At 45.9% G+C, this 16,507-nt stretch carries 8 protein-coding genes, 5 rRNA genes and 1 pseudogene (1 of these 14 running past the window's edge); 13 read left to right on the plus strand and 1 reads right to left on the minus strand.

What is annotated here, in order from left to right:
• The 9 genes and pseudogenes from AB3489_RS01500 to AB3489_RS01540 all read left to right on the plus strand — a co-directional run.
• Positions 1-1,423 (plus strand): 23S ribosomal RNA (locus AB3489_RS01500) (it extends 1,978 nt beyond the left edge of the window).
• Between the two features lie 153 nt (positions 1,424-1,576).
• A 5S ribosomal RNA gene (gene rrf / locus AB3489_RS01505) occupies positions 1,577-1,681 on the plus strand.
• Between the two features lie 146 nt (positions 1,682-1,827).
• Positions 1,828-1,920 (plus strand): annotated as a pseudogene (locus AB3489_RS01510) (helix-turn-helix transcriptional regulator); the annotation flags it as partial.
• A 555-nt stretch (positions 1,921-2,475) separates the two neighbouring features.
• Positions 2,476-4,196: ribosomal RNA gene (locus AB3489_RS01515) — 16S ribosomal RNA — on the plus strand.
• A 424-nt stretch (positions 4,197-4,620) separates the two neighbouring features.
• Positions 4,621-8,021, plus strand: a 23S ribosomal RNA gene (locus AB3489_RS01520).
• 153 nt (positions 8,022-8,174) lie between these two features.
• Positions 8,175-8,279 (plus strand): 5S ribosomal RNA (rrf, locus tag AB3489_RS01525).
• The 16S, 23S and 5S rRNA genes sit together here, the layout of an rRNA operon.
• Positions 8,280-8,390: 111 nt before the next feature.
• Positions 8,391-9,137: a RidA family protein gene (locus AB3489_RS01530; RefSeq protein ID WP_368293706.1), complete on the plus strand. Its 747-nt coding sequence runs from the start codon at positions 8,391-8,393 to the stop codon at positions 9,135-9,137.
• Positions 9,138-9,334: 197 nt separating this feature from the next.
• Positions 9,335-9,973, plus strand: coding sequence for a DedA family protein (locus AB3489_RS01535; protein ID WP_368293707.1), 639 nt, complete (start codon positions 9,335-9,337; stop codon positions 9,971-9,973).
• Between the two features lie 24 nt (positions 9,974-9,997).
• A complete protein-coding gene (locus AB3489_RS01540) occupies positions 9,998-10,435 on the plus strand; it encodes a YkvA family protein (protein ID WP_368293709.1) in 438 nt (145 codons plus the stop codon).
• An 84-nt stretch (positions 10,436-10,519) separates the two neighbouring features.
• Here AB3489_RS01540 and AB3489_RS01545 read toward each other — a convergent pair whose 3' ends face one another.
• Positions 10,520-11,200: a manganese catalase family protein gene (locus tag AB3489_RS01545; RefSeq protein WP_015043991.1), complete on the minus strand. Its 681-nt coding sequence runs from the start codon at positions 11,198-11,200 to the stop codon at positions 10,520-10,522.
• Between the two features lie 165 nt (positions 11,201-11,365).
• Between AB3489_RS01545 and AB3489_RS01550 the strand changes: the two genes are divergently transcribed.
• The 4 genes from AB3489_RS01550 to AB3489_RS01565 all read left to right on the plus strand — a co-directional run bounded on the left by AB3489_RS01550 (position 11,366) and on the right by AB3489_RS01565 (position 16,497).
• The gene (locus AB3489_RS01550; RefSeq protein ID WP_368293710.1) at positions 11,366-11,782 is read left to right on the plus strand and encodes a spore coat protein; all 417 of its coding nucleotides are present in this window, start codon (positions 11,366-11,368) and stop codon (positions 11,780-11,782) included.
• 366 nt (positions 11,783-12,148) lie between these two features.
• Positions 12,149-12,394 carry a hypothetical protein gene (locus AB3489_RS01555; protein ID WP_368293711.1) on the plus strand — a complete coding sequence of 82 codons (246 nt, stop codon included), beginning with the start codon at positions 12,149-12,151 and terminating at the stop codon, positions 12,392-12,394.
• A gap of 586 nt (positions 12,395-12,980) precedes the next feature.
• Positions 12,981-15,266, plus strand: coding sequence for a beta strand repeat-containing protein (locus AB3489_RS01560; RefSeq protein WP_368293712.1), 2,286 nt, complete (start codon positions 12,981-12,983; stop codon positions 15,264-15,266).
• A 121-nt stretch (positions 15,267-15,387) separates the two neighbouring features.
• Positions 15,388-16,497: a glycosyltransferase gene (locus tag AB3489_RS01565; protein WP_368293713.1), complete on the plus strand. Its 1,110-nt coding sequence runs from the start codon at positions 15,388-15,390 to the stop codon at positions 16,495-16,497.
• Positions 16,498-16,507: the final 10 nt, after the last annotated feature.

The following is a 16,507-nucleotide window of genomic DNA, read 5'->3' on the forward strand; positions in this document are numbered from 1 at the left end:
TGCTGTTGGTTATGCACGTCCAAACATCAAGTGGGTGCTGTAGGCAAATCCGCAGCGCTAAACCGTGAGATGTGATGGGGAGCGAAAATAAGTAGCGAAGCGGGATAGTTCATACTGTCAAGAAAAGCCTCTAGTGAGAAATGTGGTGCCCGTACCGCAAACCGACACAGGTAGATGAGGAGAGAATCCTAAGGCGCGCGAGAAAACCCTCGTTAAGGAACTCGGCAAAATGACCCCGTAACTTCGGGAGAAGGGGTGCTCTGGCAACAGAGCCGCAGAGAAATAGTCCAGGCGACTGTTTAACAAAAACACAGGTCCCTGCAAATCCGTAAGGAGAAGTATAGGGGCTGACGCCTGCCCGGTGCTGGAAGGTTAAGAGGAGATGTTAGAGCAATCGAAGCATTGAATTGAAGCCCCAGTAAACGGCGGCCGTAACTATAACGGTCCTAAGGTAGCGAAATTCCTTGTCGGGTAAGTTCCGACCCGCACGAAAGGCGTAACGATCTGGACACTGTCTCAACGAGGGACTCGGCGAAATTGTAATACCCGTGAAGATGCGGGTTACCTGCGACAGGACAGAAAGACCCCATGGAGCTTTACTGCAGCTTGACATTGGATTTTGGTATAAAATGTACAGGATAGGTGGGAGGCTTGGAAGCCAGTACGCCAGTATTGGTGGAGCCGCCGGTGGGATACCACTCTTTTTGTACTGAAGTTCTAACCTAGGCCCCTGAATCGGGGTTGGGGACAGTGTCAGGCGGGCGGTTTGACTGGGGCGGTCGCCTCCTAAAGAGTAACGGAGGCGCCCAAAGGTTCCCTCAGCGCGGATGGAAATCGCGCGAAGAGTGTAAAGGCAAAAGGGAGCTTAACAGAGAGACAAACAAGTCGACCTGGTACGAAAGTAGGGCTTAGTGATCCGGTGGTTCCGAGTGGAAGGGCCATCGCTCAACGGATAAAAGCTACCCTGGGGATAACAGGCTTATCTCCCCCAAGAGTTCACATCGACGGGGAGGTTTGGCACCTCGATGTCGGCTCATCGCATCCTGGGGCTGTAGTAGGTCCCAAGGGTTGGGCTGTTCGCCCATTAAAGCGGTACGTGAGCTGGGTTCAGAACGTCGTGAGACAGTTCGGTCCCTATCCGTCGCAGGCGCAGGAAATTTGAGGAGATCTGACCCTAGTACGAGAGGACCGGGTTGGACGGATCACTGGTGTACCAGTTGTCTCGCCAGAGGCATAGCTGGGTAGCTATATCCGGAATGGATAAGCGCTGAAAGCATCTAAGTGCGAAACCAGCTTCAAGATGAGATTTCCCACAGAGTTAATCTGGTAAGACCCCTGAAAGATGATCAGGTTGATAGGCCGGGAGTGGAAGCATGGTGACATGTGGAGCGGACCGGTACTAATAGGTCGAGGTCTTGACCTTTAGATTCCTAGATTGATGATTGAATGCATGAAGCTGATTTGTTGTGCAGTTTTGAGAGAACGAGCTAGAAGCACGGAAAGATTAAAGAAGGAATCGGTAAGCCGATTCCAACTAGATCGAACCTTGAGCTTCGAACCTCGAGCCTCGAAAAGATCTGGTGACTATACCGGAGGGGTACCACCCGTTCCCATCCCGAACACGGAAGTTAAGACCTCCTGGGGCGACGATACTGCAAGGGAAAATAGCACGTTGCCAGGTAATTAAGAACAGAGCATCTATTTTGGTGCTCTGTTTCTTATTTGCAAAGGGTGTTCAATTAGGAAGTTTGAGTATCCTCCTGGGGCGACGATGCTATAAGGAAAGATAGCTGTTGCGACGGCTATGGATGCCTTATAGTGCCATGTGGGAAGTACAATCCATCTCTAAAATTAGCATTTGATATTGCCAAGGTTTTTCGTACGACGGTAGATGATTTATTTATAGTCACCCAAGATTAAGAGGGAATATAAGACCATCCTTGTTACAAAACAATTTTTGCTTAAACAGAGTATAATCAGTAAATAATTGTAAGTTGATGTTCTAATGTGGATCTGATATTACAATTTTTTCTGTCGCTTAAAAGAATAATGCAATTATGTATAAAATACATATTGGTATTTATTTTAAGGTGTAGATTCTTTATCTCTGCAAAGTATTGAAATTTTGACAGTATTAACGATTTAGCATGTTAGAGAATTTAGCAGTTGACTTTGCGTAATGAGTCTGATAATATAAGTTTCTGTCGTTGATGGAACTGCATCACAGACGCTGCAATCGACGAATGACGTGATGTGAATAAAATAAGCTTTTTTATTCAAAAAAGCAACGATGAAGAAATTGGTAGTTGACATTTCTAAAAAAAACTGCTAAAATCAACAATTGTGACTGGAGAACAAAAATGTCTCTGGTGGCGCAAAGGTCATTGAAAACTGAACAACAAGAATGAATTAAAAGCTAGACTCGTCAATGAATTTTTGGTAAACAAAGAGCTGAATCAAGCTCCGTAAATAGTTTTTATGGAGAGTTTGATCCTGGCTCAGGACGAACGCTGGCGGCGTGCCTAACACATGCAAGTCGAACGGTCCGACGCCTAACACCGAATGCTTACGTGAGAAGAAGCAAGCAACAGAAGCGAGTGCGCGAGCGAAGAGAGCGCACCACGCTATTTAAAAGTGGATAACACGTTAAATAGTGGGGTGAACCTGAGAGAGCGCACCACGCAAAAAAAGCTTGCTAACACATGAGTGAGCATTGGGTGTTAGGCGAAGGATAGTGGCGAACGGGTGAGTAACGCGTGGGTAACCTGCCCTTAAGACCGGGACAACAGCTGGAAACGGCTGCTAATACCGGATGTATTGTCCGAGAGGCATCTCTTGGAGAAGAAAGCTGGCCTCTGAAAATGCTAGCGCTTAGGGATGGACCCGCGTCTGATTAGCTAGTTGGTGGGGTAAAAGCCTACCAAGGCGACGATCAGTAGCCGGCCTGAGAGGGTAAACGGCCACACTGGGACTGAGACACGGCCCAGACTCCTACGGGAGGCAGCAGTGGGGAATCTTCCGCAATGGACGAAAGTCTGACGGAGCAACGCCGCGTGTATGAAGAAGGCCTTCGGGTTGTAAAATACTGTTGTTAGGGAAGAACGGCATCTGTGTAAATAATGCAGGTGATTGACGGTACCTAACGAGGAAGCCCCGGCTAACTACGTGCCAGCAGCCGCGGTAATACGTAGGGGGCAAGCGTTGTCCGGAATCATTGGGCGTAAAGGGCGCGTAGGCGGCTATATAAGTCTGATGTGAAAGTGCGGAGCTTAACTCCGTAAAGCATTGGAAACTGTATGGCTTGAGGACAGGAGAGGAAAGTGGAATTCCACGTGTAGCGGTGAAATGCGTAGAGATGTGGAGGAACACCAGTGGCGAAGGCGACTTTCTGGACTGTAACTGACGCTGAGGCGCGAAAGCGTGGGGAGCGAACAGGATTAGATACCCTGGTAGTCCACGCCGTAAACGATGAATGCTAGGTGTAGAGGGTATCGACCCCTTCTGTGCCGCAGTTAACACAATAAGCATTCCGCCTGGGGAGTACGGCCGCAAGGTTGAAACTCAAAGGAATTGACGGGGGCCCGCACAAGCGGTGGAGCATGTGGTTTAATTCGACGCAACGCGAAGAACCTTACCAAGGCTTGACATCCAACTAATCCCGTAGAGATATGGGAGTGCCCTTCGGGGAAAGTTGAGACAGGTGGTGCATGGTTGTCGTCAGCTCGTGTCGTGAGATGTTGGGTTAAGTCCCGCAACGAGCGCAACCCCTATATTTAGTTGCTAACAGGTAAAGCTGAGAACTCTAGATAGACTGCCGGTGACAAACCGGAGGAAGGTGGGGATGACGTCAAATCATCATGCCCCTTATGTCTTGGGCTACACACGTGCTACAATGGACGGTACAGACGGAAGCGAAGCCGCGAGGTGAAGCAAATCCGAGAAAGCCGTTCTCAGTTCGGATTGCAGGCTGCAACTCGCCTGCATGAAGTCGGAATCGCTAGTAATCGCAGGTCAGCACACTGCGGTGAATACGTTCCCGGGCCTTGTACACACCGCCCGTCACACCACGAAAGTTTGCAACACCCGAAGCCGGTGGGGTAACCGTAAGGAGCCAGCCGTCGAAGGTGGGGTAGATGATTGGGGTGAAGTCGTAACAAGGTAGCCGTATCGGAAGGTGCGGCTGGATCACCTCCTTTCTAAGGAGAACCGATTGAAGCTAGACTTCAATCTACTCCAAGGTCGGTACTTAGAGTAAAGCAGTGCAAACTGGACTGACTCTCAAGTAAGGTGAGTTTAGCAATTTATTTCTTGTTGTTTAGTTTTGAGTGACCTGAGCACAGTAATGTGTAAAAGAAACACTCAAATAATGTCCATACATATCAGAGATTCTGGTAAGTATGGAAAAACATCCTTGTTCTTTGAAAACTGCACAACGAGAAAAGCAGAATGCGAAATGCGAAAGTAAAGACAAAATGGCGTTCAAATTCTAAAGCGCAAAAACTTAAGGTTTTCGCGTGTGGCGAATTTGAACTTAGGAGCATCTATGCTCCGTCAGGTAAGAATTACTAAGCGCATAGGAGACATTCAAATCATCTATAACAAGTCGAGGAAGAACCAGAAGGTCAAGATATAAAGGGCATACGGTGGATGCCTTGGCGCCAAGAGCCGAAGAAGGACGCGGTTAACAGCGAAATGCCACGGGGAGTCGTAAGCAGGCATAGATCCGTGGATGTCCGAATGGGGCAACCCATCCAGAGTCATATTTGGATATCCTGTACTGAATAAATAGGTACAGCGAAGGCAAGTCGGGGAACTGAAACATCTAAGTACCCGGAGGAAAAGAAAGAATAATCGATTCCCAGAGTAGCGGCGAGCGAAACGGGACTAGCCCAAACCAATCCAGAAGACAGAGGCCAGAAGCCAGAGGTCAGAATGCAAGCAAGCATCTGGCGTCCGGAATCTGATTTCTGACTTCTGGGTTGGGGTTGTAGGACTCTCAAAACGGGTCAGTGTTTTTAGCTGAAGCGAACTGGAAAGTTCCGGCATAGGAGGTAAAACCCCTGTAAGCGAAAAGAAGACTGGCTTAGAGAGTATCCTGAGTACCGCGGGACACGAGAAACCCCGTGGGAAGCAGGGGAGACCACTCCCCAAGGCTAAATACTACTTGGCGACCGATAGTGAACAAGTACCGTGAGGGAAAGGTGAAAAGCACCCCGGGAGGGGAGTGAAATAGAACCTGAAACCGTATGCTTACAAGCAGTCAAAGCGTTTAGGCGTGATGGCGTGCCTTTTGTAGAATGAACCGGCGAGTTGTGATATGCAGCGAGGTTAAGTATTTAAGATACGGAGCCGAAGCGAAAGCGAGTCTAAATAGGGCGACTAGTTGCATGTTGCAGACCCGAAACCGTGTGATCTACCCATGGTCAGAGTGAAGGTGAGGTAAAACTCATTGGAGGCTCGAACTCACTGTCGTTGAAAAGGCAGGGGATGAACTGTGGGTAGGGGTGAAATGCCAATCGAACACGGAGATAGCTGGTACTCCCCGAAATAGCTTTAGGGCTAGCCTCAATGGATGAAATACGGGGGTAGAGCACTGAATGGGCTAGGGGCTTAAAAGTTACTGAACCCTATCAAACTACGAATACCGTATTTTTAGAAGTTGGGAGTCAGACTGTGGGGGATAAGCTTCATAGTCGAGAGGGAAACAGCCCAGACCGACGGCTAAGGTCCCAGAGACTACGCTAAGTGGAAAAGGATGTGGAACCGCAGGGACAACCAGGATGTTGGCTTAGAAGCAGCCACCATTTAAAGAGTGCGTAATAGCTCACTGGTCGAGTGGTTCTGCGCCGAAAATGTAACGGGGCTCAAGCGTAGCACCGAAGCCGCGGCATACAGAGGTCAGATGACAGAGACCAGAAGTCGGAAAGAGGTAAAAGATGATAGAAAGCTATCGTGATCTGAGGGTATATCAGATTGCATATAAGCTAGCACTAGAAATTCATCGAATAAGCCAAAGATTTCCTGACTTCGAAAAGTATGAGATTGGGAGCCAAATAAGAAGAGCAGCAGTATCCATACCGATAACAATAGCGGAGGGATATGGAAAGAAGAGTTCAAATGCAGAATTCAAGCGATTCTTACAAATGGCCCAAGGATCAAAAGAAGAAACGAAGGTCTTGTTAGAGATAGTGAAAGATCTAGGTTATATCCAAGAAGAAGAGTATAAAGAATTGTTTAACAGATATGATGAGTTAGGCAAGCAACTCTATAAGCTTCATCAGAATTGGGAATAATCTGGCTTCTGGAATCTGTCATCTGACTTCTGAATGGGTAGGGGAGCATTGTCACAGCGTAGAAGGATAACTGTAAGGTTTACTGGAGTGGTGACAAGAGAGAATGCCGGTATGAGTATGCGAAAAGGAAGGTGAGAATCCTTCCCGCCGAAAATCTAAGGTTTCCTGGGGAAGGCTCGTCCGCCCAGGGTAAGTCGGGACCTAAGCTGAGGCCGAAAGGCGTAGGCGATGGACAATTGGTTGAAATTCCAATACCACCATAAATCGTTTGAGCGATGGGGTGACACAGGAGGATGACCTGAGCGTGCTGTTGGTTATGCACGTCCAAACATCAAGTGGGTGCTGTAGGCAAATCCGCAGCGCTAAACCGTGAGATGTGATGGGGAGCGAAAATAAGTAGCGAAGCGGGATAGTTCATACTGTCAAGAAAAGCCTCTAGTGAGAAATGTGGTGCCCGTACCGCAAACCGACACAGGTAGATGAGGAGAGAATCCTAAGGCGCGCGAGAAAACCCTCGTTAAGGAACTCGGCAAAATGACCCCGTAACTTCGGGAGAAGGGGTGCTCTGGCAACAGAGCCGCAGAGAAATAGTCCAGGCGACTGTTTAACAAAAACACAGGTCCCTGCAAATCCGTAAGGAGAAGTATAGGGGCTGACGCCTGCCCGGTGCTGGAAGGTTAAGAGGAGATGTTAGAGCAATCGAAGCATTGAATTGAAGCCCCAGTAAACGGCGGCCGTAACTATAACGGTCCTAAGGTAGCGAAATTCCTTGTCGGGTAAGTTCCGACCCGCACGAAAGGCGTAACGATCTGGACACTGTCTCAACGAGGGACTCGGCGAAATTGTAATACCCGTGAAGATGCGGGTTACCTGCGACAGGACAGAAAGACCCCATGGAGCTTTACTGCAGCTTGACATTGGATTTTGGTATAAAATGTACAGGATAGGTGGGAGGCTTGGAAGCCAGTACGCCAGTATTGGTGGAGCCGCCGGTGGGATACCACTCTTTTTGTACTGAAGTTCTAACCTAGGCCCCTGAATCGGGGTTGGGGACAGTGTCAGGCGGGCGGTTTGACTGGGGCGGTCGCCTCCTAAAGAGTAACGGAGGCGCCCAAAGGTTCCCTCAGCGCGGATGGAAATCGCGCGAAGAGTGTAAAGGCAAAAGGGAGCTTAACAGAGAGACAAACAAGTCGACCTGGTACGAAAGTAGGGCTTAGTGATCCGGTGGTTCCGAGTGGAAGGGCCATCGCTCAACGGATAAAAGCTACCCTGGGGATAACAGGCTTATCTCCCCCAAGAGTTCACATCGACGGGGAGGTTTGGCACCTCGATGTCGGCTCATCGCATCCTGGGGCTGTAGTAGGTCCCAAGGGTTGGGCTGTTCGCCCATTAAAGCGGTACGTGAGCTGGGTTCAGAACGTCGTGAGACAGTTCGGTCCCTATCCGTCGCAGGCGCAGGAAATTTGAGGAGATCTGACCCTAGTACGAGAGGACCGGGTTGGACGGATCACTGGTGTACCAGTTGTCTCGCCAGAGGCATAGCTGGGTAGCTATATCCGGAATGGATAAGCGCTGAAAGCATCTAAGTGCGAAACCAGCTTCAAGATGAGATTTCCCACAGAGTTAATCTGGTAAGACCCCTGAAAGATGATCAGGTTGATAGGCCGGGAGTGGAAGCATGGTGACATGTGGAGCGGACCGGTACTAATAGGTCGAGGTCTTGACCTTTAGATTCCTAGATTGATGATTGAATGCATGAAGCTGATTTGTTGTGCAGTTTTGAGAGAACGAGCTAGAAGCACGGAAAGATTAAAGAAGGAATCGGTAAGCCGATTCCAACTAGATCGAACCTTGAGCTTCGAACCTCGAGCCTCGAAAAGATCTGGTGACTATACCGGAGGGGTACCACCCGTTCCCATCCCGAACACGGAAGTTAAGACCTCCTGGGGCGACGATACTGCAAGGGAAAATAGCACGTTGCCAGGTAATTAAGAACAGAGCATCTATGGTGCTCTGTTTCTTATTTGCTTTCCATGAATAATTGAGTATACTATAGGGTAAATTGGTTGAGAAATAGCAGTAAATGGAGAGTAAATGATGGATACACCTCGGACAAAAGAAAATCAGCCTGGTAATAATGGTGAAGACAATAACTATCTGTTTTTTTCCAGCCTGGAGCTCATTGACTATTTTGTTAATAACTTAGCAGATAAAGACATCAAAACTCAAACAAAAAGAATATTTGAAATGGCTAGAGTCTTTATGAGGAAAAAAGATTTTAAGCTGGAAGACATTTATTCAGTACTCATTATGGTTAGAAATATCGAACTTGGTTCCCAGATTGATGAAGTTTTTTCTTTATATTTTAAAGAAGGAAATTATCCGATCCGGGTTTTTATTCGAATTGCAGATTTAGAAAGCACAGCCGATGTTGAGTTGGAATTTTCAGCCTACCGGGGCTCAAAAAAATATATCAATAACGAGAAGCTTTATCTGTTTAAGGAGCCTTTTTCGCATGGTGTTATAATAGAAAATTATCTTCACTGTTCCGGTATACAGCCCTTTTCTCCACTTGACCAAAGGCTTATTGACGATAACTTCGAGCAGGCCGTCAGGCAGTGCTTGGAGAACCTGAAGAATATCTTGGAGTCGGCAGGGAGCAGTTTAAATCAGATTTATTCTTTTATGGTTTATTTAAAAGATTTGAATACGCTTCCCGAGGTTGAAGAGATCGTCGGACAGTATATTTCCAATCAGAGTGAAATACTCCAAGATGCTATAAAGATTGAGCAGTTTAAGGGCAATCATAATATCGAAATTGCTTGTTCTGCTTATTTGTGCTAATCATATTGGGATTATAATATATTTTTATAGAATTCTAAGACAATTTTAAGAGCAGGCTGCTAATCTGATTATCAAGATTTAATATTAGCCGTTTCTTGTTCTTTTGTCATGGTTATATTACTATATTAAAGGCAAGGAAATGATTCAAAAACCTAACGTGTTTATTTTAAATGCTTGTTTGAATGAAGGAGAATTTGATGGAATTTATTACGAGTTTGATTGATATTGTCTTACATATTGACAAATACCTGGATATGTTGGTCCAAACGTACGGTGTCTGGGCGTATCTGATTATCTTTTTAATCATTTTTTGTGAAACCGGACTTGTTGTAACACCGTTTCTGCCGGGGGATTCTTTGCTTTTTGTCATCGGGGCTCTGGGAGCAACAGGGGCGATGAATATTAAATTTGCTTTTATCTTACTGCTTATTGCGGCAATCGCAGGAAATACGCAGAATTATTTCATTGGAAGATTTTTTGGACAGAAAGCCTTCCATTGGAAAGACAACAGACTCTTTAAAAAGAAATATCTCATTCAAACCCATGGTTTTTATGAAAAACATGGCGGGAAAACGATTTTTATTTCACGGTTTTTACCAATTATCCGGACATTTGCACCATTTGTCGGAGGGATCAGCAACATGAGGCTGTGGAAGTTCATGCTCTACAATATATGTGGGGCTTTGGCCTGGATTTCACTTTTTGTGATGGGCGGATATTATTTTGGGAACATTCCGACAGTCGAACAGAACTTTTCATTAATCATTTTTGCGATTATTTTCATCACTGTTTTACCAAGTGTCATTTTTGCTCTTCGCCAAAAGTTTTCGTCGTAAAGGTGCATTCAGGAGGATAGAAAAATGGCTGATAATATTAAGGAAATTGAACAATACGAAGATGCAGAGATCATAGTTGAGCCACAAGAGATGGAGCGCTGGCAGAACAAGGCTAAAGACTATGTGGACAACCCTGTAAAGACGGAAAATTTGCTTACTGAAGCTCTGAAAAAAGCGGATAACAATAAAAACCGCGATGTAATCCAGAGTATCTGGGATAAAATTCAGTTGCTCTTTTCTTTATTAAAAGACTGGTTAAACGGTGATTACAGAACGATCTCCAAAACGGCCATAATTTCGGTAATTGCCGGACTTATCTATTTCGTATCCCCTGTTGATCTTGTTCCTGATTGGATTGCTGCACTGGGGCTAGTCGATGATGCTGCTGTTCTTGGGCTAATATTCAACCAGTTAGACAAGGAATTGACCAAGTATAAAAAATGGAAAAGCCCTGAGTTCTAATATACGATAGGACAAATGATAGAATTAATGACAGGAGAAACACAAACAACCCGAGAATTAAATCCCGGGTTGTTTTTATTATATTTAGTGGGGTTGATCAGGAGTATTGAATCTTGGCGCTTGGGGGTCTTTAAGTTCATTGAAGTACTTTCCAGGTGTTGAGAGATCAAAGTATACCTTGGAATCCTGAGTAACTCCCCAGTCTTGGAGTGAGCCTGTATTCTGGAGCATATTGAATGCTTCCCGGAAAAGTGTATTATGTGCTTCTTCCCTATTCAAAAGGAAGTCAATTGTTTCTCTTACCCCTTTATCGTTAATCTGCCGGTAGAGATATTCATAAACTACTTTTGCCCTTGTTTCAGCCGATATATCTGACAGTAAATCCGCAGCGAGATCGCCGGTACACTCGATATATGCTCCGGTCCAGGGATAGCCTGAAGCATTGGTTAACATGGGGGCAAGTCCGCCGATGACATGTGATTCCACGGTGCCAACAGAAGTATTCATGGCTTCAAGCGTGTGGCCGTTTAATAGATTGACTGTCTGGGCGACCATTTCCATATGACTTAATTCTTCTGAAGCAATATCCATGAAAAGATCCTTAATCTTTTCATCTTTGATGCGATAACTCTGAGACAGATACTGTAAAGCTGCTTTGAGCTCACCATGCGGTCCGCCTAATTGATCTAACATTAAAGATGCATAATTTGGGTTAGGACCGTCGACGCGTACATCTTTCAGCAGCTGCTTATCATGTTTGAACAAATGTATTTCCCCCTTCATTCAGATTTCAATCGTTCGTTACCTTCTATAGTCTTGCAATATTCTTATTGATTATACAAAGAAGAACAATTTGAATTTTAACTTTTTGCATAATAATAATAGATTTTCAGCAAAATATAATGAATATTGATAATAGGAGGAACTGAAATGCAATTAAGCCAGAAAGAAAAAATGCTTTTAGAAGACCTGAAAAGCCACGAGCAAATGTTTGCTCAAAAATGCAGTGAATTTGCCAATCAAGCTCAAGATCCACAACTCAAACAACTCTTTCAGAACATGGTGCAGCATGAACAGCGGCATGTTCAAAAAATTGATCAAAGTTTGAGCCAAGCTTCCGGAACATCAGGCCAGTCTCAGGGTATGACGGGTCAAAAAGATTCGATGCTTTGCCATGATATGCTCTCAACAGAAAAATATCTCTCTGGGGCCTATAATACGGTAATTTTTGAAATCCAAGATACCTCCCTCCGTCAGGATCTGAATAGTATACAGAGTGAAAAGCAAAGGCAGGGGGAAGAAATCTTCAGGTATATGCAGAATAAAGGAATGTATCAGGTCCATTGAGTTAACGAATATCTCAAAACTTCAGTTTTTTAAAATTTGCAGACCCTGGAGCGAGTAACAATATTGCTCCGGGGTCTGATTTTTTTGGTCATAAGTTTTATGCTCACCATGCGATTTAAGCAATCGACGATTCAATAAATTATTAACTGGGGGGACTTTTCTTATGTGGTGAGACGTTAAAAATTGTTCATGAAAGAAAGCCAGATAATGTCCCAAGAATTTGCCTGGCAGAAAAAAGATCGTGATTGTTAATAATAGAAAAATATGTGTTACTGCAGCAGGCATACTATTTTTCTGCAATAAGGCATTTAAATTCCATTGTAAAAAAAGGAACATTGTCATAAGCATTCTGACTGCAAGAAAATATTGAAATTGCTTGAAAGCCCGACTTTTGGACTAGCAGAAATTAAAACAGAAGTAAAATCTATAGAAGATGCTGTTTACCATCCGTTTTTTGGCCTGCAGGAGATCAAATCCGAGGTTCAGCTTATCGAGTTTGAAGTCCAGAATATTGAGGAAAAGTTAGATAGTCCAACATTCAGACTTGCTGAAATTAAGACAGAAGTGTTCAGTATAGGCACACTGCTAGAGAGCATACATTCCAATATATAGGAGATTGGACATTAACATATAGGGTGACAAAACCGCTAGTTAAGCGGGTGGCACTTATTATTTATTAAAAATAATCCAAAATATCTTAAGGCAAAATATTATTTATCAAAATATTGTCCAATTGGTCCTAGTATATTAGCCCATTGCTCCTTTTGTCTGCATCATACAAGAATTTTCTTGACTGTCAATTTGACCTAAATTAAGACTTGATATGGTGGCGGCGGATACTACCCTTAAGTACTGGATGGAGCTTACACCAGAGAAATGCATTCTTTGAGCCACATCCCGCGAACCATTGAAGCATACGACGTAGGGTCCCAGAAATAAATTTGCAGATGGGAATGAATTAGACCCCAATCGTGCCGCCGGCTTATCCACTTTTTCGCCATGGTACGTAAAGCATTTCAAGCAAGTTATCATGGTAGGAGAGACGGATTTGCTTTTGGTAACCTCACTGAGCCGACGGTGAATCCTTCAATGGCATTAGTGGTATAAGTTAGCTTTCTGACTTCCTGGGGATATGTCTTTTTATTATCTTAATGCTTGTGCTTATAGGGACAAACTATAAAACGCCGGAATATATTATATGGAAGAAAGAGGTGATATTATGCCACAGCAAACGATTCCATTTACGGGGACAACATTCGTGTCCTCAGCATTACCAAGTGTTAATTTGTCAGCCAGTGCAGTAATAATTACAGGAAACGATGCAATTTTTGCAAACTGCATCAGTTTTCTAACATTTATTATTCCAATTTTGCCTGTGGCTGCTGTTGATAACGCCGTTATCAGATTGTTTGTTTTTACCAAAACTGGTGTTGCAGCAAGCCCGATCAATGTTAACAGAGTAACAACGCCCTTTAGTACGGCAACGGTAACGTATAACACACAGCCAGGATATGTAGCAACTGGTTCGAGCAAAAATGTTTCCGCCAGTGATGTATTGCAATATATTGAAATTGATATCACAACGCTATTTAATCAATGGCTAAATGGTACTTTCCCAAATTTCGGTATAGCATTAACGAATCCTGACGGAGCCACTGAAGTAGAATTCGGAGGCAATGGTATCGGGACTCCATTTGAACCAGAAATTGTAATCACATTCTCGGGTGGAGTGATTGGCCCAACGGGCCCAACCGGAGCCACGGGAGCGACAGGCATAGCGGGAGCAACTGGTGCAACAGGAGATACCGGAGCCACGGGAGCAACAGGCATAGTGGGAGCCACCGGAGCAACAGGAGATACCGGAGCCACGGGAGCAACAGGCATAGCGGGAGCAACTGGTGCAACAGGAGATACCGGAGCCACGGGAGCAACAGGCATAGCGGGAGCAACTGGTGCAACAGGAGATACCGGAGCCACGGGAGCAACAGGCATAGCGGGAGCAACTGGTGCAACAGGAGATACCGGAGCCACGGGAGCAACAGGCATAGCGGGAGCAACTGGTGCAACAGGAGATACCGGAGCCACGGGAGCAACAGGCATAGCGGGAGCAACTGGTGCAACAGGAGATACCGGAGCCACGGGAGCGACAGGCATAGCGGGAGCAACTGGTGCAACAGGAGATACCGGAGCCACGGGAGCGACAGGCATAGCGGGAGCAACTGGTGCAACAGGAGATACCGGAGCCACGGGAGCAACAGGCATAGCGGGAGCAACTGGTGCAACAGGAGATACCGGAGCCACGGGAGCAACAGGCATAGCGGGAGCAACTGGTGCAACAGGAGATACCGGAGCCACGGGAGCAACAGGCATAGCGGGAGCAACTGGTGCAACAGGAGATACCGGAGCCACGGGAGCAACAGGCATAGCGGGAGCAACTGGTGCAACAGGAGATACCGGAGCCACGGGAGCAACAGGCATAGCGGGAGCAACTGGTGCAACAGGAGATACCGGAGCCACGGGAGCGACAGGCATAGCGGGAGCAACTGGTGCAACAGGAGATACCGGAGCCACGGGAGCGACAGGCATAGCGGGAGCAACTGGTGCAACAGGAGATACCGGAGCCACGGGAGCAACAGGCATAGCGGGAGCAACTGGTGCAACAGGAGATACCGGAGCCACGGGAGCAACAGGCATAGCGGGAGCAACTGGTGCAACAGGAGATACCGGAGCCACGGGAGCAACAGGCATAGCGGGAGCAACTGGTGCAACAGGAGATACCGGAGCCACGGGAGCAACAGGCATAGCGGGAGCAACTGGTGCAACAGGAGATACCGGAGCCACGGGAGCAACAGGCATAGCGGGAGCAACTGGTGCAACAGGAGATACCGGAGCCACGGGAGCGACAGGCATAGCGGGAGCAACTGGTGCAACAGGAGATACCGGAGCCACGGGAGCGACAGGCATAGCGGGAGCAACTGGTGCAACAGGAGATACCGGAGCCACGGGAGCAACAGGCATAGCGGGAGCAACGGGAGCAACTGGCATAGCTGGGGCCACTGGAGCCACAGGGACGCCAACGTTAGCATTCACGAATGCAGTTGGCCCAATTGATGTCTATAATCCGCCAACGGTACCGTTAAACACTGAAGTTACAGTCACCTCTGTCACTCAAAGCGTCACTGCGGGGCAGAACCTCAAAATCGATTATGCCCTTGGGTTGTTCGCTACAGTGACTAACCCTTGGGCCTATACCGCAGAGCTACGATTATACAGGGATGGAACGTTGATTAACACTCGGACGATTCAGAGAAACGGGACAACTACTGCAACTCAAACTTTACCCGTGTCAAACACGTATGTTGATACAGCTCCTGCCACCTCTGCCGCATCAACGTACCAACTCAGAGTTATTGTAACTGCAGTTAGTAACGTAACAACAATCGCTACCGGAACTAATATTGAACTAAACATCATAACTTTTTAGAATGAGCAAAATGGGACGTAGCGTAACGGAAGTTACGTTACGCCCTTATTTTTTGTAATTTGTCCCATTTAAGCTTGTATTGAATATGATAAACTAGATTATTTTCTAAGGGGATTGAACCATGGGAGAAAAGGAGATCACAATCAGCCTGTGTATTATTGTTAAAAATGAAGAGAAGACCATTGGCCGCTGTCTCGAGTCGGTTCTAGGTGTTCCTGATGAAATAGTTATTGTTGATACGGGTTCTACTGATCGTACCAAAGAGATTGTTAAGAAATATACAAATCAAATCTTTGATTTTATCTGGATAGATAGCTTTGCTGCTGCCCGCAATCTTGCTTTCAGTCAAGCCACTATGGACTATATCCTTTGGTTGGATGCGGATGATGTCTTATTGGCTGAAGAACGGGAAAAATTACTAAAACTTAAGAAAAACTTTGATCCACTTGTGGACGCCGTGAGTATGCCCTATCATTATGCCTTTGATCAGTTTGGGAAAGTCACGTTTAGTTTCCGGAGAAATCGGCTGGTTAAACGGGATAAAAACTTTCTCTGGATAGGAGCAGTACACGAGTATTTAGCAGTGTCGGGAAATGTTTTAAGTTCGGATATTTGTGTAACCCACAAGCGTATACAAGCCCAGAATTCTGATCGCAACCTAAAAATATTTGAAAGGCGAAAAGATAAAGGGGAGCCATTTTCTCCGCGGGATTTATATTACTTTGGCAATGAATTGTTCGATCATCAGCTTCATCGCCGGGCAATCGAAGTTTATCAAGAATTTCTGAAGACGGAACAAGGCTGGGTTGAAGACAAGATTTCTGCTTGCGGAAAACTGGCAGATTGTTTTCAAGCTTTGAACGAAAAGGATCAACAACTGGAATATATCTATAAATCCTTTGAATATGCCTCTCCCAGGGCAGAATTTTGCTGTCGCTTGGGTTTCTACTTTCTGAATGAAAAGCGGTATGCTCAGAGCGTTTTTTGGTATAAACTGGCGACTAAATTGGAGAAACCTGTCGACAGTTCGGGTTTCATGGTTGAAGCGTGTTGGACCTGGCTGCCGCATTTACAGTTGTGCGTTTGCTATGACCGTTTAGGTCAATATGAGTTGGCCTATGAGCATAATGAGCTGGCCAGGAGGTATCATCCGGAAAATCCCCAGGTCCTGTATAACAAGAATTATTTGGAGGGTGTTCTAGCTAAAAATACTTCTGAGGAGAAGAAGTAATTAATAGGTG

Origin of the sequence: Dehalobacter sp. TBBPA1, assembly GCF_040931655.1 — a bacterium.
In the GTDB taxonomy this organism is placed as follows: domain Bacteria; phylum Bacillota; class Desulfitobacteriia; order Desulfitobacteriales; family Syntrophobotulaceae; genus Dehalobacter; species Dehalobacter restrictus.